At 47.2% G+C, this 21,494-nt stretch carries 6 protein-coding genes; 2 read left to right on the top strand and 4 right to left on the bottom strand.

Annotated features, from left to right (window positions below; all coding sequences use genetic code 11):
* Positions 1 to 102 precede the first annotated feature (102 nt).
* The gene (locus HRU80_06350) at positions 103 to 1,812 is read left to right on the top strand and encodes a VCBS repeat-containing protein (protein ID QOJ28514.1); all 1,710 of its coding nucleotides are present in this window, start codon (positions 103 to 105) and stop codon (positions 1,810 to 1,812) included.
* Between the two features lie 942 nt (positions 1,813 to 2,754).
* Here the strand turns inward: HRU80_06350 and HRU80_06345 are convergent.
* A complete protein-coding gene (locus HRU80_06345) occupies positions 2,755 to 3,414 on the bottom strand; it encodes a hypothetical protein (GenBank protein QOJ28513.1) in 660 nt (219 codons plus the stop codon).
* A gap of 105 nt (positions 3,415 to 3,519) precedes the next feature.
* Here HRU80_06345 and HRU80_06340 point away from each other — a divergent pair, with 105 nt between their 5' ends.
* Positions 3,520 to 3,795, top strand: coding sequence for a zinc ribbon domain-containing protein (locus tag HRU80_06340; GenBank protein QOJ28512.1), 276 nt, complete (start codon positions 3,520 to 3,522; stop codon positions 3,793 to 3,795).
* A gap of 110 nt (positions 3,796 to 3,905) precedes the next feature.
* On the opposite strand, the gene HRU80_06335 is transcribed toward HRU80_06340, so the two are convergent.
* From HRU80_06335 to HRU80_06325, 3 genes are all read right to left on the bottom strand, one after another.
* On the bottom strand, positions 3,906 to 6,737 hold the full coding sequence (locus tag HRU80_06335; protein QOJ28511.1) for a T9SS type A sorting domain-containing protein: 2,832 nt from the start codon (positions 6,735 to 6,737) through the stop codon (positions 3,906 to 3,908).
* A 109-nt stretch (positions 6,738 to 6,846) separates the two neighbouring features.
* Complete coding sequence (locus tag HRU80_06330) at positions 6,847 to 7,266, bottom strand: YjbQ family protein (GenBank protein ID QOJ28510.1); 420 nt, start codon at positions 7,264 to 7,266, stop codon at positions 6,847 to 6,849.
* A 95-nt stretch (positions 7,267 to 7,361) separates the two neighbouring features.
* On the bottom strand, positions 7,362 to 21,413 hold the full coding sequence (locus HRU80_06325) for a hypothetical protein (protein QOJ28509.1): 14,052 nt from the start codon (positions 21,411 to 21,413) through the stop codon (positions 7,362 to 7,364).
* Between the last annotated feature and the right edge of the window lie 81 nt (positions 21,414 to 21,494).

The raw sequence follows: 21,494 nt of genomic DNA, 5'->3' as shown, positions 1-21,494 counted from the left end.
CAAATTACCTGATTGAATGCGCAAAAATAACCCGAAAAGGGGTAAGGAAAAAAGGTGAATATTTGTAAATTTAAGAAGTTAAATAATCCAGGAAAGGCAACGATGCGTCTGTTTGCTTTAGTTTTACCATTCATCCTCATCTGGCAGCTCTCCGCTCAGACCATTCCATATCAATACGGCTGGCCCCGTTCCGCAAGCGGTGACTGGGGACTCTATTCAAACTCCCCAACGATTGCTGATTTTGACGGCGACGGAATTCTGAATATTTCTGTTACCAAGAGCTTTGCCACCCCTGAACTTTTTGTCTGGAAAGCGAACGGGGCATACCAGATCGGTTTTCCTCAGGCAGTACCCGCCGGTCAGCTGCAGAATTCCGGCTCGATCGAGATTACCGCAGCCGGTGATGTTGACGGAGACGGCAAGATGGAACTGGTCTTTGGCGATGAAAACGGCATGCTGTTTATTTATAAGTCCAACGGACAGCAGCTTGCCGGCTCCCCCTTTTTCCTCGGAACGCAGCATGAGTCAACAACTCCGGCACTGATAGATATGGATGAGGACGGAAAACTGGATATTGTTATCACTTCCTACTACCGCGACTCCCCTTTTGACCAGGCGAAGCTTCATGTGCTCCGCTATAACGGGTCCCAGTTCGAATATATATCAGGATTTCCGCTGGATATCACCTACGGAGGCGACAGCGCGCCTGCTGCCGGAGATATCAATAATGACGGCCACAACGAAATTGTATATATATCAGGCGGACGGATTGCGGACTCTACCATTGCCGCGCTCAATGTGGTGGACAGAAACGGACGCCCTCTTGACGGCTGGCCGATGAAAATAACCTATTCCACTCCGGGGGCAGCTCCCTCACTTTATGATCTTGACAATAACGGCGATCTGGAAATTATTATCAAACTGAACATGACCCTGGGCGGAATTAACGGTATATATGCTTTCGACTATACCGGAAAAATTTTCCCGAACTTCCCCATTCCTGTCTATTCAGGCCATTATTTTGCAAGCGTTGCCATAGGAGATATGACCGGAGACTCGATACCGGAACTTGCTTACGGAACCGTAACAGCAGTTGACAGCGGTCTGGCATGGGCCTGGAAATTAGACGGCACCCTGCTCCCCGGCTTTCCCCAAAGGATTTTCGCCACCTGGGTTGACGGGTCGGTAGCGATAGGAGATGTCAGCGGAGACGGCAAAGGTGATGTGATTGTTCCGACCAGCAAAGGCGCCATTTATGCTTTTACTGATTCTGCCCAGCTTGTTCCCGGTTTTCCACTCATCGCAGAAAATGTTCATGTGGTCACCGGGTTTGAAACATCACCAACACTTGCAGATATAGACGGTGACGGAGACACGGAAATTTTTGCCGGCTCGCTTAACCGGAGAGTGTATGGTTATGATACTCCGGGTATCTTTAACGCAGAAAAAAGCTGGCTGACTTACAAAGGCAATGCACAGAGAACCGGCGGGCAGATACGGGGCTACAGGCCGCCTGTATCGGCTGAAGAACCGGGTAACATTGTTCAGGATTATGAGTTAAAACAAAATTATCCAAATCCCTTTAACCCATCAACGGTAATAAGTTTTTCTCTGCCCAAAAACGTTTCAGCAGACCTGCGTATCTACAACATCCTTGGTCAGGAAGTGGCAGTACTTCTTAACAATGCAGAGATGACGGCAGGTGTGCATCAGATAAGCTTTGATGCAGGCAGCTTTCCCGGAGGTGTATATATCTACCGCCTGAAGGCAGGCACATTTTCAGCATCGGGAAAGATGACACTGCTGAAATAATGAATAATGATCCGCTGCGACGGAATGAAGTATGAATTGGTTTAAAAGGTAATTATCTGAAATAATTATGAATGATGAATTATGAAGTATGAATTGGTTTAAATGATAATTCACCATTTAAGAAGCCCCGGAAATGTCCGGGGCTTTTTTTTGTTTGGTTCAATTTTTTGTAGAGACGTCGCAAATGCTGACCGGATGCCTTACTTTTTGCGATCTGATGCATTTGCGGCGTCTCAGGGAAGAACAGGGGAATCATGGTTTCTTCACCACCCCTATTGTCGTAAATGGGTTTGGGAGGTTACAAACAGCCGACAAACAATGAGACGGCGCAATCGCATAAATCTTTCGTATATATATAAATTGTCGCAGCGATTGCAACGTCTCTACGCATGAATTAAAAATATTTTTTTCGTAGAGACGTCGCAAATGCTGACCGGATGCCTTACTTTTTGCGATCTGATGCATTTGCGGCGTCTCAGGGAAAAACACGGGAATCCTTTTCGAATACGCCGCCTTGATTGTCGCGAATGGGTTTGATCCATTGCCCTGATTGTCATGGACGGGTTTGAGACGCTGCAATCGCCGTCCGGCATTTACCACTTACATATATCCACAGCGGCGATTGCAACGTCTCTACGCATGAATTAAAAATATTTTTTTCGTAGAGACGTCGTAAATGCTGACCGGATGCTTTACTTTTTTGCGGTCTTATGCATTTGCGGCCTCTCAGGGAAGAATATGGGGATTCCTTTTTATATACGTCAATCTGAATATTTTAAGCGGGTTTGAGACGGCGCAATCGCATGAATCATTCGTATATATAAAATTTATCGCGGCGATTGCATCGTCTCTACACAAACATATTCCCGCCTTTAAAACAAAAACGGGAATGTATTCAATAAAAACACATTCCCGTTTTCATCCGGAAGGGAGACGAAATCCTCAGCCCCGTTTTTTACGGAAAAGGAACACCAGAACGATGAGCAGCACCGCTCCTGAAAGAGCATAAATCCAGTAAGGGGTTTCCTTCAGTTTGTAGGCACGATAGGTAACGGAAATGGTTTTCCCTTTCCCAATTTCAGCCATGGTGTAGTTCCAGATAAGATATTTTTCTTCCCGTGAGGTAGCGTTGTGCTGAATGATTTCACCGGGAAAATTATACTTATAGGTAACTGTATAATCATCGCCGGTAAAACCGAATCCGGTAACGATGGGGGAGATAAACTGGGAAAACACCTTCTGACCGGCAGCCCCGTCTTTCAGGGAGAAATTTGAGCCCCGGAACGCTTCGGTCTGGTTAAGGGAGTCAATATGAGTGAATTCCAGCTGGACTGTTGCCCGGGAGACTGAATCAACGGTATCAGTAACCACGGAAATATCATTCACAACCGTAAAGGGGGTGGAGAACTGATTCCTGATCGTATCCACATTAAACAGACCGGTCTGATCGAGTAGCACGGTATTCTGAGGGTCAGAAACTTTCATCCAGTAGGTCAGAATCATGGTTCCTGAGCCATCCGGGTTGAGGGAAATATCCTGTTCGTAATTCAGGCACCCCTGAAGACCGAGGATAAGCAAGAAAATCGCGAGAACTTTTTTCATTGGTAAATCGTTAACAAAGATTATGCATCAAAAAGGTAAAATAGAGAAAAATTCTGAGATATTCATTAATTTTGCGACCAGTTAAAAACAGATACGAGGAAAACTATGCCAACATATGATTATGTCTGCAGTTCCTGCGGACACCAGTTCGAACATTTCCAGAGCATGAGCTCCGCACCGCTGAGCAACTGCCCCTCATGCAGCGCACCGGTAAAAAGAAAGATCGGTTCAGGCATTGCACCTATTTTTAAAGGATCGGGTTTTTACCAGACCGATTACAAAAACTCAGCTCCCGCTGCTTCCGGCGGAAACACACCGGAGAGCAAACCGGCCGCAGAAACAAAACCTGCCTCAGAGACGGCATCCGCGCCGGCTGCATGACCAGACGGAAATTCACCACTTTCTAAATTTCCCCGTTTCCTGAAATAGAAGAGCCACGCCGCGGCGTGGCTCTGCAAGAATTCTGCAAAAAAACTTTTTTTGATGCTGGATTATTTCAGCACCACTAATTTTTTCATTTCGCTGTATCCTCCTGCGGTCATCCGGTAGAAATAAACTCCGGAAGAGAGCGCTGATGCATCAAAACTTACTTCGTAAGTACCGGCCGGTTTATACTCATTGAGCACTGATGCAACTTTTGATCCCATCACATCATATACATCAATGGTTACCATATCCGCCTGCTTCACCGCGAAACGGATGGTTGTTTCCGGATTAAAAGGGTTCGGATAATTCTGCGATAAACCATACTCGGAAGGAATCTCTCCTGCAATTTCTTCCGCACTGGTAAGCAGCCCGGGTTCAGGAGCAGGAAGCTGGACAGAAGTATATATACGGAACTCCCCCGGCTGAAGCTGTACTGACATATTCGGGTCAGTCACATTCATCGAAGTGCCGTCAAAATAATTATACCAGGTGCCTGCATTCGGGAATACGGGAATTCCTGACTGTGTTGTCACATCAAAGTTTCCAATCACCACAACATTCATTGAGGAATGATAGAGATGAATCTTTTTAACCGCGCCGCTTCCTGCTATGGTGAAATCATTTGTCCTGAATGCCGGATAATTCACCTTCAGATTCGCCAGCGCTGAATATACCTTGTTCAGTTTTACCCGCTCCGGTATCTGCAGATAATCCCACTTCGGGGGTTTGTTGCTCAGGCGGCAGGCATCGGTTCCGCATGGATAGTTGATAGACAAATCAAAGCCCAGTTCACCAAACTGCCAGAGCATCTTGGGACCGGGAACAGTGAAGAAAAATGCCGCCGCAAGTTTCTGACGGTTCAGTGCGACAGCAAGATTTTTTATGTTATATGTGCCGGAGGCATTCCCGTACTGAAGATTTTTATACATCAGCCGTTCTTCGTCATGGCTTTCCATATATCCTATGCCGTGGGGCTGCTGCCATCCTTTATTTTTCCAGGAAATCCAGGAGAAGTCTGAATTAGCAAGCCAACCCATGGTTGCTTCGTTATAGGAATGATTATGGTTTGACCAGAGCATCATTCCGTAATTGGCAAGCACGGTTTCTTCGCTGTTATCAGCAAAATGCTCAAGGATTACATACGCACCAGGATCGGTCTGCCACACCACATCCGCCATTCTCTTGAGCAGATTAATGCGCGACTGATCATACTGCCCCCACTGACCAACATTGCTTCCGCTGTTGGTCTGGGTGAATCCTTTGCTCAGGTCATAACGGAATCCGTCAACTTTATATTCAGTGAGCCAGTAGGTATTAACGCGGTCAACAAAATCTTTGGTTGCCTGGCTTTCATGGTTAAAATCATAGCCGACATTAAACGGATGACGCGCAACCTGATTAAAATAGGGGCTGTTTGCAGCGGGCTGATTATTTGCAGAATCCCACCAGAGGCGCACCAGCGGTGACAGTCCGAACTGATGGTTAAGAACGATATCAAGAATCACTGCCATACCCATGCCGTGGGCTTTATCAATAAGTTCTTTCAGTTTATTCTTGGGGCCGTAGTATTTATCAGGAGCAAACATAAACATCGGGTTATATCCCCAGCTTTCGTTTCCTTCAAATTCCATCACCGGCATAAGCTGAATTGCATTGATTCCAAGGCGTTTCAGATAGGAGAGGGTATCAATAACCGACTGGTACGTTCTCGCCGTGGTGAAATCACGGATAAGCAGTTCGTATATAACAAGGTCGGTTTTAGCAGGACGGGTAAAACTGGTATTCTGCCACTGATACGCGCTCTGTGCAGTCTGTAATACTCCAACGATACCCGATGTTTTGCCAGCCGGATATTGTTTAAGACCGGGATAGACTGCGTTGCTTATATACCGGTCATTCCAGGGGTCAAGCACTTTATCAACATAGGGATCGGTAACACGGAGTGTGCCGTCAACCAGATACTGGAAGCCGTATTCTACACCGGGGGAAAGTCCGGGAATCTCCGCCCAGAAGCGGTTGCCGTCAGGGGTTTTCTTCATATAGAGATTCGGATCAACCTGCCAGTTGGTGAAGTCGCCGATGATATATACATACTCTTTGTGAGGAGCGTAGAGTGAAAGTGTTGCCGATGTAACCGAGGTATAGTTAACACCGTCCTTCATATTTGCGGGTAATGCCTGCACGGTGACCGGAGGGCGGACAACGACATATAAGGAGTCTGCCTTGGTGCTTCCGGTTGAGGAGGTGGCAACGGCTTTTACCCATTTCTTTCCTGCGGTTGAGCCGGTATAGTTATAATTGATGGTAAAGGATGCCGTTGTGCTGACCTGATTGCCGTCTATATAGAGGGCAAGATTAGTTGAGCCGGTCGAGAGCGCCTGAATGGGAAGAGAGCCGTTCAGGGCAAGTATTGTCGGGTCAGATTCAGGCAGCGTGATTGCAACATCCAGACCTCCTGTTGAGAGATTAACAAAAATGTCTCCCCCTTCAGCAGTTTTCCCCTCGCGGTATGGAGATGCCGCGCTTCTGAAAACAAATGCGATTTTCTGAATGGCTTCATTGGCCGGCACACCGTAAAAAGCTCGCACGGAAGGTTTAATCTTAAACTGGTATAAATCCGTGCCGATGCGGGTTAGTTTTGTTTCAGGGGTATTCACTCCCCAGTTGGTTTTTACATATTTCCAGTCAGAGTTTGATGTACTGGCGCTGGTAATAACTCCTGTATGGGCATAAACATCTCCGGTATAACCGAGCAGTCCGGCATTCCCCTGAGAGGCGTCAAAAATAACCGTTACCGAATCTGAATGGGAAGCAAAATAAGGAGTCCAGGTAATCTGAGCAGAAAGAAAAAAAGGCAGAAACAGGAATAGTGCTGCCATATTTCTTATAAATTTCATCGTTTGTCCTTTACTATTAAACCCTCAGGGGGATTGTACATATTTTCTAAAATGACCTCTAAGTTACCCATAGAGGATAATTTTTTCAAGTTAATTTCCCTTCTATTCATCACTCACCGATGAGGGTCACTGCAATTTCTCGTTGCCGCGGCCGGTTATCAAAGTCAACCAAAACAATCTGCTGCCAGGTTCCCGTGAAGAGTTCACCATTGATCACAGACGTCTGAAAGGATGATCCCTGAAGCGATGCCCTTACATGACTGTGTCCGTTGCCGTCATGCCAGGTATCGTCATGGTGGTACCGGTTTTTCTCAGGTACAATCTTTTCCCAGAATTCCGGGTAATCCTTAAGCAGTCCTGGTTCATATTCAATGGAGGTAATGCCCGCCGTGGAGCCCTTCACACTTACCGTAATGATGCCTTCCCTCAGGCCGGACTTCTGTAAAATCTGCCGTACCCCGGATGTAATATCTGTCAGCTGTGTCTCCCCTTTTGACTTAACGGAAAGTATCTCGGTGTGTATTTTCATCTATTTCCTCTTCTTTCTTTCACCATATCCAAATCTGAATGCTCATTCTGAATAAAAAAAGGGAAGACTTTGTCTTCCCTTTTTTAAGTGCCGGGCTATTTTAACTCAACAGGCGGACTAACTGATGTAAGGCCTCTTTCAAGATTGGTAATCCTGAAGAGAACGCGCCTGCTGCTGAACGAACGGTGCTCTGCTGCAAAGCTGTTCTCGCCTGACTTGGAGTCATAGCGTTCAGCAAGAACATTCCAGTTCATTCCGTTATCGGATGAGTATTCAATCTTCACCGCGCCGGCGGTTTCAGACATCCAGCGCAGATTATATGATTCATTCTGATTCCAGACTTCGCTTGCTGAATTCAGGATAACCGGTCTGCCGTAGTCAAATCCGATATTAAAAGGAGCATCATTCATATCACTGATAGAAGCATCAGCCGTTGAAGTAATCCTTATTCGAGCATTGGCAGAAAGCTGGCCAATATATGTCCAGCGGTAAGCGCCGGTTGATGGGGTATTGGCCACAATTGTATTCCATCCGGTTACGCCGTTATCCAGCGAATACTCAATGTTAACATTCTGCACTCCAACGGATATCCACGTAATAACCGTATCAGAGACGATAAACTCCCCGCCATTCGGGAATGTTACCCTGATATACGGATCAGAAGCAATCGTAAAGTTCGAGTCGGATTCGTCAAACGGGCTGCCGTCTGCAGCATCACGGACGCGAACTCTGCCCTGCTCGGTATTCAGTCCGGCAGGAATGCTCCAGATATATACACCTGAACTCGGGATGCCGGTTCTGATCGTATCCCATGAGGCGCCGTTATTCGTGGTATAGTGGAGATCCACATTAGTCACATTCTGTGAAGTCCAGCGAACCTGCTGTGAGGTTCCGGCAAGGAAGTTATTTCCTCCGTTCGGCGAAAGTACTCTGATTGCTGACTCGGAAGTAATGCTAAACACACCGTCACTCATATCAAACGGGAATCCGTCATTCTTATCGCTGATTCTGATAAGGCAGTTACCAGAAATGGTTGCAGGCACAGGATTCCAGCTATAGATACCGCTGGCTGAGACTCCTGAACTGACGGTAATCCAGTTCTGGCCGTTATTGGTTGAGTATTCTATCTTAACAGAATCAATACCGGTGCTGATCCAGGTAATATTCGCGGCACTTCCCGCCGGCAGCGCTTCACCGCCGTTTGGATAGGTCACTGTTACACTTTGTGTTATAGCAGGTGAAATCTGGAATACCGCTGCTGACTGGTCAGCAGGCAGGCCGTCTGCTTCATCACTTATTCTGATTTTACACAGTGCCGAGTTAACGGTATCTACCGTCCATGTGTATATACCATCACTCTCGGTGCTGTCAACGATAACAGTCCATGATGCACCGTTATTGGTAGTTAGTTCGATGCTAACATTACTGAGGCCTTCTGATATCCACGTTATATTATACTGCTCACCGGCAATCAGTGACTGTCCGCCGTCAGGAGTCAGAAGATTAATTGACGGTTCATCAAGGACAGTGAATGTACCGTTTGACTCATCTGAAGGAATGGTACCTTCTGCATTGCTGATGCGCAGTTTATAGAACGATGCCGGTATAGACGGACTCCATTCATAACTTCCGTCACTTGGCGTGCTTTCAACAATCGCTTCATAATCACCGGTATTGCCTATACGGTATTCGATGCGCACATTGCTGACACCCTGCGAAGTCCAGGTAATATTATAGAGCGTTCCGGCAATAAGGTTTTCACCGCCGTTAGGATATGTTACGGTAATTGACTTAACCGGAGTAATAGAGAAAGCAGCATCACTTTCATCAACTGGCGAACCGTCAGCAAGATCACTGATTCTTACTTTGCAGAGGGTTGAAGTTACAGAAGGCAGCGGATTCCATTCATAAAGTCCGTCGCTCTCAGTACTGTCAACTATCACCAGCCACGTCAGGCCGTTATTGGTGGTATATTCGATTTTTACTTTATTCACTGCAGCGCTCAGCCAGGTTATACTCTGCGATGAGGTGGACTCAAAGCTTTCACCGCCGTTTGGTGAGGTAACCGTAAGCGTCTGCTGAATCTGATTAGTGAGCGTAAAGTTATTGTTTGATATATCAAAAGGTACACCGTCCGCATAATCACTGATTCTGACACGGCAGAGTGATGAATTCAGATTCGGAATACTCCAGCTATAGGTGCCTGTCGAAGCTAAGCTGTCAACGATTGTCGTCCAGGTGAATCCGTTATTGGTGGTGAATTCAATCTTCACTTTCTCAAGATTCTCAGACGACCAGGTAATAGCCTGCGATGTACCGAACGACCATAATTCACCGCCATTTGGCGTGAAGACGGTGATGGCTGGTTCCGGCGCAATACTGAAGACCGCATCACTCTCATCGGATGGAGTTCCGTCTGCGGCATCGGATATACGGATTTTGCAGTTATTCGAAGTAACAGCAGGAATTGAGTTCCATACGTAGTATCCGTCACTTTCGGTAGAAGCGGTAATAGTTGTCCAGCTTACACCGTTATTGGTAGTGTATTCAATCTCCACATTGCTTACACCGGTGCTCGTCCAGGTAATAACCTGACTTGAGCCGGTCGGGAATGATTCACCGCCATCGGGCGCGGTTACCGTAATTGTCTGCGGTGATGTTACTGATATACTGAACATATTGTCAGATATATCCTGGGGTTCACCGTCTGCCGGATCGCTTATCCTGATTTTACAGAGTTCAGAGGTCACATTTGGCACTGTCCAGACATAACTGCCGGTAGAGGCGGTTGATGCGATAACAGTATTCCAGGAAGCTCCGTTATCAGAAGTAAACTCAATTCTCACATTTGCAAGATTACCGGATGTCCATCTGATGATATAATCACTTCCGCCTATAAGTGATTCAGCACCATTCGGCGCGGTGACGGTTACAAACGGATTCGGGGCTATACTAAAGACAGCATCACTTTCATCAGAAGGAGCGCCGTCTGATTTATCAGAAATTCTGATCTTCGCGTTGTTAGTCTGAACAGACGGCACCGGGGTCCAGAGGTAGGAGCCGTCACTTTCGGTTCCTGCTGAAATGGTTGTCCAGTCTACTCCGTTATTGGTTGTATATTCAATCTTTACGGAATCAACTCCGGAACTGGTCCATGCGATAAATTGATTTGAACCGGAAGCATAGGTCTCACCACCGTTTGGAGATGTTACCGTAACGCTCTGCGGTGATGAGGTAGCGATGGAGAATACCTCGTCTGATTCATCAACCGGGAATCCGTTTGTCAGATCGCTTATTCTGATTTTGCAAAGTGACGAAGTTACGGATGACACGGTCCAGAGATACTGGCCATTGCTGGTAACAGAATCCACAAAGGTCCAGGATGCACCGTTGTTGGAGGTGAATTCAATCTTCACCTTTTCAATGCCCTGAGAGTTCCAGGTAATCAGCTGGCTTGATCCCGCGCTGTATTGCTCTCCGCCGTTAGGTGAAAGAACTGATACTGCCGGTGCAGAGATAATGGTAAATGCCGCGTTACTTTCATCAACCGGTGTATTATCAGACGCGTCATATATACGGATCTTGCAGTTTGTTGAGGAAATACCTGAAGCAGGAACCCACTGATGCAGTCCGTCACTTGGGGTATTGCTCACGATGGATGACCAGGTGAGACCATTATTGGTGGTCAGCTCGATTGTTACATTTGCAATTCCGCTGCTCGACCAGGTAATATTGAATGTGCTGCCCGGCTGGATAATTTCTCCGCCGTTGGGTGTATTAACCGTTATGGTCTGAAGGGAGACGTTATACACCGTAAAGTTGTTATCAGACATATCCGCAGGAACTCCGTCCTGTGCATCGCTGATCTTGATCCGGCAGGTGGTGCTTGATACATTCGGCACCGGATTCCAGCTATAGCTGCCCGTGTTCGGAGCAGAAGCGGCTATCTGACTCCAGGTCAAGCCTGCATCAGTTGAGAACTCAAGCTTTACCGCGGTAACAGATTCAATGTTTCTATTAAGCAGTGTTGACCAGGTGATGGTATATACTGACCCGGCAAGAATGCTGTCTCCTCCGTTCGGAGCAGTAAGGGTCAGGGTAGGCTCTGTTCTGATGGTGAATACCTCATCACTTTCGTCAACCGGAGTTCCGTCAAACGCGTCAGATACTCTGATCTTTGCGTTTGATGAGTTGATTGCAGGAACAGTTGTCCAGAAGTATGAACCGTCCGGCTGAGTACCGCTCACGATGGTTGACCAGGTCTGGCCGTTGTTTGTGGTGTACTCAATCTTTACGCTGTCAAGTCCACTGTTATTCCAGGTAATCTCGTATGGAATGCCTGATGTAACAGTTTCACCGCCGTTTGGTGAACTTACTCTTACCGTCTGAACCGGAACATTGCTTATCGTAAAGCTGCCGTTAGATATATCAAACGGTTCGCCGTCTGCAGGATCGCTGATGCGGATCTTACAGAGCAGTGAATTTACATTCGGTACGGTCCATGCGTAGGTACCGGTTGATGGTGTGGTTGCCGCAATGACCGTCCAGCTTGAACCGTTGTTGGTGGTGAACTCAATCTTAACATTATCAAGATTTGATGAACTCCATAAAATATTCTGCACTGATCCGGACAGGAAAGTTTCACCGCCGTCAGGATAGAGAACTTCAACAGCCGGGTCAGGAGCAATGCTGAATACTGCATCACTGAGATCTTCAGGCGAACCATCCGCTGCGTCAGAAATTCTGATGCGTGCGTTATTCGTTACAACTGAAGGCACAGGACTCCACAAATAAGCACCGTCACTCTCAGTGCTTGCGGTGATCGTTGTCCAGTCAACACCGTTGTTAGTTGTATATTCTAACTGAACAAAATCAATTCCGCTGCTGGTCCAGCTTATCAGTCGGTTTGCACCAGAGGAGAGAACTTCTCCGCCGTTCGGTGATGTAACAGCAATGCTCTGAGGAGCGGCCGTAGAAACAGAGAATACTTCATCTGAGACATCCACGGGGAATCCGTCAGTCAGATCACTTACTCTGATCTTGCAGAGAACAGAACTTACTGCCGGAACGGTCCAGAGATACTGGCCGCTGCTGGTCACAGAATCAACAAAACTCCATGATGCTCCATTATTAGAAGTGAACTCGATTTTTACTTTTTCAATACTCTGGGAATTCCAGTTAATTGTGTACTGAGATCCGGAGTTTAGCGATTCTCCCCCGTTTGGTGAAATAACCGTAACCGCAGGTGAAGAAAGTATTGTGAATGATGCATCACTCTCATCAACAGGCAGACTGTCGGTTGCATCATAGATTCTGATCTTACAGTTTGTTGATGCTATGTTAGAAGCAGGAACCCACTGATAGAAGCCGTCACTTTCAGTTGAACTTACTATAGTGCTCCAGTTCAGGCCATTATTTGTGGTCAGCTGAATTGCGACATTTGATATATTGCTGCCTGACCAGGTGATGTTAAAGGTACTGCCCGGCTGAATAATCTCTCCGCCGTTCGGAGCAGTAACCGTTACTGACTGCTGGACTGCATTATACACCGTAAAGTTATTATCGGACATATCAGCAGGTGTTCCGTCCTCGGCATCACTGATCTTGATGCGGCAGGTTGTGCTGGAGACATTAGGCACCGGGTTCCAGCTGTAACTGCCGGTATTTGGTGCTGAGTTTGTAATCTGGCTCCACGTCAGTCCTGAGTTTGTAGAGAACTCAAGCTTAACCGCAGTTACGCTTTCGGTCATTCTGCTCAGGGCTGTTGACCAGGTGATAGTATATACAGATCCTGCAAGGATACTGTCACCACCGTTTGGTGCAGTCAGGGTAAGTGTCGGTTCGGTTCTGATGGTGAATACTGCATCAGACTCATCGGTTGGTGTGCCGTCCGCTGCGTCGCTAATGCGGATTTTTGCATTTGAAGAATTAGTTGCAGGAACGTTCGTCCAGAAGTAGGAACCATCCGGCTGAGTTCCGCTCACGATGGTTGACCAGGTCTGGCCGTTGTTCGTGGTGTACTCAATCTTTACGCTGTCAAGGCCGCTGTTGTTCCAGGTAATCTCATAAGGAATACCGGAAGTTACTGTCTCTCCGCCATTGGGTGAGGAAACTCTTACTGTCTGAACAGGTACATTACTGATCGTAAATGTAGCGTTGGATATATCAAATGGCTCTCCATCGGCCGGATCGCTGATGCGGATCTTGCACAACAGTGAGTTAACATTCGGTATGGTCCATGCGTATGTACCGGTTGAAGGTGTGGTTGCTGCTATAACAGTCCAGCTTGAACCATTGTTGGTGGTGAACTCAATCTTAACATTATCAAGATTTGAGGAACTCCAAAGTATATTCTGCACCGCTCCGGTCAGAAGCGTCTCACCTCCGTTTGGTGAAATTACTTCTACCACCGGATCAGGTGCTATGCTGAATACTGCATCACTCAGATCTTCCGGTGTTCCGTCAGCAGCGTCAGAAATTCTGATGCGTGCATTATTAGTTACAACTGAAGGTACCGGACTCCATAAATAAGCACCGTCACTCTCGGTTATAGCGGTAATCGTATTCCAGTCCACACCATTGTTTGTAGTATATTCGATTTCTACGAAATCCACACCGCTGCTTGTCCAGCTTATCAGGCGGTTCGCTCCTGAAGCGAGAACCTCTCCGCCGTTTGGTGAAGTTATTGCAATACTTTGCGGAGCCGCAGTGGTTACGGAGAACACTTCATCCGAAACATCCTGCGGGAAGCCGTTGGCAAGATCGCTCACCCGTATTTTACAAAGAACTGAAGTAACAGCAGGTACCGTCCAGAGATACTGACCGTTGCTGGTTACAGAATCAATGAAAGTCCACGATGCACCGTTATTCGAGGTAAATTCAATCTTCACCTTTTCGATGCTCTGAGAGTTCCAGGTTATAGCATATTGTGAACCGGAGTTCAGCGCTTCACCGCCATTTGGGGTGAGAACCGTAACTGCAGGTGAAGCAAGTATAGTAAAGGATGCATTGCTTTCATCTACCGGCAGACTGTCCGTAGCATCATAAATCCGAACCTTGCAGTTGGTGGATGCAATGCTGGATGCCGGAACCCACTGATAGAAACCGTCGCTTTCGGTACTGCTAATTATGGTGCTCCATGTCAGACCATTATTCGTGGTGAGCTGTATTCCGACCGATGATATACCACTGCTTGACCAGGTAATGTTATAGGTGCTTCCCGGCTGAATAATTTCACCGCCGTTTGGTGCCGTAACGGTTACTGACTGCTGCGCTACATTATATACGGTAAAATTATTATCGGACATATCCGCCGGTGATCCGTCAACAGCATCACTGATTTTAATCCGGCATGCGGTGCTTGATACATTTGGTACCGGATTCCAGCTATAGCTGCCGGTATTAGGTACGGATGCAGCTATCTGGCTCCAGGTCAGGCCTGCATCAGTTGAGAATTCAAGTTTCACGGCTGTTACATTTTCCGTCATCCTGCTGAGCAGAGTTGTCCAGGTTATGGTATAGACAGAACCGGCTGAAATACTTTCACCGCCATTTGGCGCTGTCAGCTGCAGTGTTGGTTCAGTTGTAATGCTGAACACTGCGTCACTTTCGTCAACCGGAGTTCCGTCAAATGCGTCAGATACTCTGATCTTTGCGTTTGATGAGTTGATTGTTGGAACAGTTGTCCAGAAGTATGAACCATCCGGCTGTGTTCCGCTCACGATGGTTGACCAGGTCTGGCCATTGTTTGTGCTGTATTCTATCTTTACGCTGTCCAATCCGCTGTTGTTCCAGGTAATCTCGTATGGAATGCCTGATGTAACAGTTTCACCGCCGTTTGGTGAACTTACTCTTACCGTCTGAACCGGAACATTGCTTATCGTAAAGCTGCCGTTGGATATATCAAACGGCTCTCCGTCTGCAGGATCGCTTATTCTTACTTTACAGAGCAGTGAGTTTACATTTGGTACGGTCCATGCATAGGTACCGGTTGAAGGTGTGGTTGCAGCGATGACCGTCCAGCTTGAACCGTTGTTGGTGGTGAACTCAATCTTAACATTATCAAGATTTGATGAACTCCAGAGGATATTCTGCACCGCTCCGGTCAGAAGGGTTTCACCCCCGTTTGGTGAAATTACTTCTACCACCGGATCTGCTGATATACTGAACACAGCATCGCTCTGATCAGCTGGTGTTCCATCAGAGGCATCACTAATCCTGATCTTCGCATTAGTCGTTATCACTGATGGCACCGGACTCCACAGATAGGATCCGTCGCTTTCCGTGCTTGCCGAGATGGCAGTCCAGTTGACTCCGTTGTTGGTTGTATATTCAATCTTTACAAAGTCAATCTCTGTGCTGGTCCAGGTAATTACCTGATTGGTTCCGGTAATCAGCGTTTCCCCTCCGTTTGGCGAGGTAACTGTTACGCTCTGAGCAGGAACAACAGTGAACACCTCTTCAGAAACATCAGAGGGACTGCCGTTCACCGCATCAGTGACCCGGATTTTGCAAAGCACAGAACTGATTCCGGCAGGAACGGTCCACTGATGCACTCCGTCACTCGGTGTCGAGGCAATCACTTCATCCCAGGTTGCACCGTTATTTGAAGTAAACTCAATCTTAACATTCGCGACATTTTGCGATGTCCAGGTTACCGTCTGCTGGCTTCCTGATGTATATACTTCTCCGCCATTCGGGGAAAGAATATTCAATGCTGGTGAGGAGATAATTGTAAACGCGGCATTGCTTGCATCTGAAGGAATGCTGTCGGCTGCATCATAAATCCTGATTTTGCAGTTTGTGGAAGAGATACCCGAAGCAGGGGTCCAGGGATGCAGTCCGTCACTTGGGGTATTGCTCACGATGGATGACCAGGTGAGTCCATTATTGGTGGTCAGTTCGATTGTTACATTTGCAATTCCGCTGCTCGACCAGGTAATATTGAATGTGCTGCCCGGCTGGATAATTTCTCCGCCGTTGGGCGTATTGACCGTTATGGTCTGTAGCGAGACGTTATACACCGTAAAATTGTTATCAGACATATCCGCAGGCACTCCGTCCTGTGCATCGCTGATCTTGATCCGGCAGGTGGTGCTTGATACATTCGGTACCGGATTCCAGCTATAGCTGCCCGTGTTCGGAGCAGAAGCGGCTATCTGACTCCAGGTCAGGCCTGCATCAGTTGAGAACTCAAGCTTTACCGCGGTAACTGATTCAATGTTTCTATTAAGCAGTGTTGACCAGGTGATGGTATATACTGACCCGGCAAGAATGCTGTCTCCTCCGTTCGGAGCAGTAAGGGTCAGGGTAGGCTCTGTTCGGATGGTGAATACCGCATCACTTTCGTCAACCGGAGTTCCGTCAAACGCGTCAGATACCCTGATCTTTGCGTTTGATGAGTTGATTGCAGGAACAGTTGTCCAGAAATATGAACCGTCCGGCTGAGTACCGCTCACTATGGTTGACCAGGTCTGGCCGTTGTTCGTGGTGTACTCAATCTTTACGCTGTCAAGTCCGCTGTTGTTCCAGGTAATCTCGTAAGGCACACCTGAGGTGATTATCTCACTGCCGTTTGGTTTTGTTACGGAGATACTCTGAAGAACTGCAGATGTAATGATAAAATTATCATCAGAGATGTCTGACGGTACGCCGTCAGCAGGATCACTGATTCTCACTTTGCAGAGCTGTGAGTTCAGATTCGGAATAGTCCACTGATATATACCTGAAGAAGGAGCTTTTGCGGCAATAAGAGTCCAGGTTGCTCCGTTATTGGTGGTAAACTCTATCCTGACACTGTCAAGATTCGAGGAATTCCAGGTTATATTTTCAACTGAACCGGTCCTCCAGATTTCACTTCCGTTCGGTGAAAGTACGGCAATGACCGGATCAGGCGCTATACTGAATACTGCGTCACTCTCATCTGAAGGAACTCCGTCTGATGCATCGCTGATTCTTACCTTCATATTAGCAGATGTAACAGAAGGGAGAGGACTCCACAAATACGAACCGTCACTTTCGGTACTTCCGGCTATGACTGTCCAGTTAACACCGTTGTTCGTTGTATATTCTATTTTGACAGAATCAACTCCGGAACTGGTCCAGTTAATCACCTGTGCCGAACCGGCGGAATAGTTCTCACCGCCATTCGGAGAGGTGACCGTAATACTCTGAGGTGAAGCCGTAGTTATGGAGAAACTGTTATCCGACTCATCCTGCGGGAATCCGTCTGTCTGATTGCTGATTCTGATCTTGCAGAGTGCTGAACTTACATTCGGAACCGTCCATATATACTGGCCGTCACTCTCGGTACTGTCAATTATGGAATTCCACGTTGCACCGTTATTGGAGGAGAATGCAATCTTTACGGCGCCGATATTCTGAGAGTTCCACTGAATCAGATAGGGAGCTCCTGCTGTAAGCTGCTCACCGCCGTTTGGAGAAAGCACCGTTACGGTTGGTGACTGCAGTATCGTAAACGTTGCATTGCTCTCATCAACCGGTAGACTGTCAACAGCGTCATAAATTCTCACTTTACAGTTTGTTGAGGCAATAGTTGAAGCAGGAACCCACTGGAAGAATCCGTCACTTTCTGTATTGGCTGCAATTGTACTCCAGTTGAGTCCGTTGTTGGTTGTCAGCTCGATATTGACAAATGAGATACCTGAACTGTTCCAGGTAATATTAAAACTTGAACCCGGCTGAAGAACTTCACCGCCGTTTGGCGCGGTAACAGTAATACTCTGCAGGGATACGTTATATACGGTAAAATTGCTGTCTGACATATCCGCCGGCACTCCGTCAGCCGCATCACTGATTTTAATACGGCAGGTTGTGCTAGAGATATTCGGAACCGGGTTCCAGCTATACGTTCCTGTATTCGGAACTGACTGGGCAAGCTGCGACCAGTTCAGCCCGGCATCAGTCGAAAATTCAATATTTACCGCAGTGATCGTTTCAGCTGATTTAGAAAGAATGGTACTCCAGGTAATGGCATAAGCCGAACCGGCCAGAATACTTTCTCCGCCGTTTGGCGAGGTCACCTGTAACTGAGGCTCAACAGCTATGGTGAATACTGCATCACTTTCATCTGAAGGAGTGGCGTCTGCGGCATCACTGATGCGGATTTTCGCGTTTGCGGAGGTAAGTGCAGGCAGATTTGACCATATATATGATCCGCTGCTCGCGGTTTTATTAACTACAGTCAGCCAGTTTACGCCGTTATTGGTTGAATATTCAATCTTTACGGTATCAACACCTGAACTATTCCAGGTTATCTGATTAGGAACACCGGCATAAAATGTTTCGCCGCCATTCGGCTTTACTACCTGAATGCTCTGAGGCAGGGTATTCGTGATGGTAAATACCGCATTGGAAACTGATGAGGGTATTCCTCCCTGAGGGGCGCTCACACGGATTTTACAAAGTGATGAAGCCAGAGAAGGAACGGTCCATTCATAGGAACCGTCACTTTCGGTGCTGTCTGTAATCACCGTCCATGCAGAACCATTATTGGTAGTGAGTTCAAGTTTTACCTTAGGCAGCCCTTCACTTGTCCAGCGTATGGTATGTGTTGTTCCGCTGTATAAAACCTCACCGCCCGCTGGAGAAAGAACTGATACGGTCGGCTGCGGCAGTATGGTGAATGTTGATGCGCTTGTGACCGAAGGTATGCTGTCAACTGCATCACTGATGCGGATACGGCAGTTATTGGATGAAACAACAGGAACCGGATTCCATGAATAAAAACCGGTGCTTGGGATATTGGCAGCAACTGATGACCAGTTCACGCCGTTATTAGTGGTAAACTCAATGTTAACGGCAGATACACCGGTTGAAGTCCAGGATATACCGGTCACTCCTCCGGCTGTTAACTGTTCGCCGCCGTTTGGCGCGGTGATAGTAATTTGCTGTACGCTCTGATTAAACACAACAAATGCCGAGTCAGACTGATCGGTCGGATATCCGTCAGCAGCATCACTGATTCTGATTTTACAGAGGGCTGAACTGATATTCGGGACCGGATTCCAGATATATACGCCGTTGTTCGGCACGGATGCAGTGATATTGCTCCATACAGCGCCGCCGTCGGTTGAAAACTCTATACGGACATTCTGCACGCCCGGATTATCATTTTCCTTTACGGTGTTTCTTCTGCTGCTTCTCGCGCTGCCGCCGGGAGTGCTGGTAACCCACTTAATTTCATATACTGAGCCGGACTGAATTCTCTCGCCGCCGTTCGGAGCAGTAACCTTTATCTCCGGTTCTGCAAGAATGCTGAATATACCATTGCTCACGTCAGAGGGCACTCCGTCTGAAGCGTCACTGATTCTTACTCTGCAGTTCGTGGAAAACACTTCCGGTACCGGTGTCCAGGTAAAGAATCCGTCACTTTCGGTTGAGTTGGTAATAACACTCCAGGTAAAACCGTTATTGGTTGTGTATTCTAATTTTACATTTTCAATATTCTCTGAAACCCAGGTTATATTGGAACTGCCTCCCGTGGTAAGAACCTCACCGCCGTCTGGAGCCGTAAGCGTTATATACTGCTGCGGTGCGATGGTAAACGCATTATCGCTCTGATCTGTTACCGATGCAACCGGACTTTCGCTGATTCTGATTTTGCAGTTTTGAGAAGGGGTACTCGGAATTCCGAGCCAGGCATACGAACCGTTTGATGCCTCAATATTGCTGGCAAGCGTGGACCATGATTGTCCGCCGTTTGTGCTTAATTCGATTCTTACGTAGGTAATGTTTGAACTATTCCACGTGATAAACTGATCTGTACCTGCACCCCAGACTTCACCTCCGTTTGGTGTAAGTACCGTAACAGATTTCACCGGAGCCGGAACAATGGAAAAGCTGCCGGGTGACAGTCCGAATACTGTTGAGTCTGATACATCACGTACACGAATCTTGCCGGTTGATGTAACGGTATTTGGCACCGGATCCCATGAATAACTTCCGGTATTCGGAATACTGGAGACGATACTTATCCAGGAAACTCCGTTATTGGTTGAATATGCAATTGATACGTTATTAACCAGAGACTGATTTCCCTGTTTATTCACGCGTACTTCGTCCTCACCCCGGGAAGATTTTCCGGTTGAACTCCAGGTAATGCTTACCCTTGATCCGGCGGTAAGAGTCTCACCATTGCCCGGAGTAAGCACTGAAATTGACGGCTGGTCAGCAATAGAAAAAGGACCGTCTGATAAATCAAATGGCGTTCCGTCAGCGGCATCGGAAATTCTGATTCTTGCCTGATCTGTTGATATATTCGGAATCGGATTCCAGTCAAAACTTCCGTCATTGGTTGTCGAAGCAGTTATCGTGCTCCAGGTACTGCCGTCATTGGTTGAGTATTCAATCTTAACACTGCTGATATCGGTCGCGGTCCATGAAATAATATGAGATGAACCTTTAATGAGAGTCTCACCGGAATTGGGAGAGAGCACCGTAACCGCCTGTGAGTTACGTATGGTGAACCGGTTTTCACTTACATCGGCAACGGTATCGGTTCCGGTTTCAGTAATCTTAAATCTGCAGTCAGAGGAAATAATATTAGGCACCGGTGACCAGGTGTACTTAGCTGAGTCTGCGGGGTAACTGTTTGCAATAACATTCCAGGAAACCCCGTTATCAGAAGACCAGGAAAGGGATACATTTGCAACATTGGCTGAGGTCCACTGTACCTGATAACTGCTTCCTGCAATCAGGGTATCGCCGCCGTTTGGCCGGATGAGCGTAAGGGTTTTCTGAACATTGGTAACTATCGAGAAAAAATTATCGGTTACGTCGTTAACGGAAGCATTTGAGGCATCGGAAACACGGATAAGGCAGATTGCTGAGGGAGTGTTCGGAACGGTCCAGTTATATATACCAAGATTCGCCACTGAAGCGGCAATGGTCTGAAAAGTGGTTCCGCCGTCTGAGCTGAACTCAATTTTTATATTATTCGTGGTATTGCTTGTCCAGCGGATTGGTCTCGATTCACCAGCCTTATAGGATTCCCCTCCGGCAGGAGCAAGGAGGATAATACTGACGGTTGTCCCCCCCCCGGGGGTTTCCGGCCCGACGGTGGTGTCTTCATTACATGAGATGGAGAGCACCATCATCAGCACGATAACTAAAAATCGCTTAATCATAACTGTGTTCCGTTACCTAAAATTAAACACTAACCTTTTTTCTAACCCCGGGAAAAAGAAATAGCGGCCCTTACCTGATAT

This window comes from Ignavibacteriales bacterium (assembly GCA_015709675.1).
Lineage (GTDB): Bacteria > Bacteroidota > Ignavibacteria > Ignavibacteriales > Ignavibacteriaceae > H2-BAC3.
This window is presented reverse-complemented; position numbering and strand designations above follow the sequence as displayed.

Bases quoted from the DNA above. Each gene is read 5' to 3' on its own strand.
- HRU80_06330 (QOJ28510.1), bottom strand. From the start codon at position 7,266: ATGAAAATACACACCGAGATACTTTCCGTTAAGTCAAAAGGGGAGACA.
- HRU80_06340 (QOJ28512.1), top strand. From the start codon at position 3,520: ATGCCAACATATGATTATGTCTGCAGTTCCTGCGGACACCAGTTCGAA.
- HRU80_06345 (QOJ28513.1), bottom strand. From the start codon at position 3,414: ATGAAAAAAGTTCTCGCGATTTTCTTGCTTATCCTCGGTCTTCAGGGG.
- HRU80_06350 (QOJ28514.1), top strand. From the start codon at position 103: ATGCGTCTGTTTGCTTTAGTTTTACCATTCATCCTCATCTGGCAGCTC.
- HRU80_06335 (QOJ28511.1), bottom strand. From the start codon at position 6,737: ATGAAATTTATAAGAAATATGGCAGCACTATTCCTGTTTCTGCCTTTT.
- HRU80_06325 (QOJ28509.1), bottom strand. From the start codon at position 21,413: ATGATTAAGCGATTTTTAGTTATCGTGCTGATGATGGTGCTCTCCATC.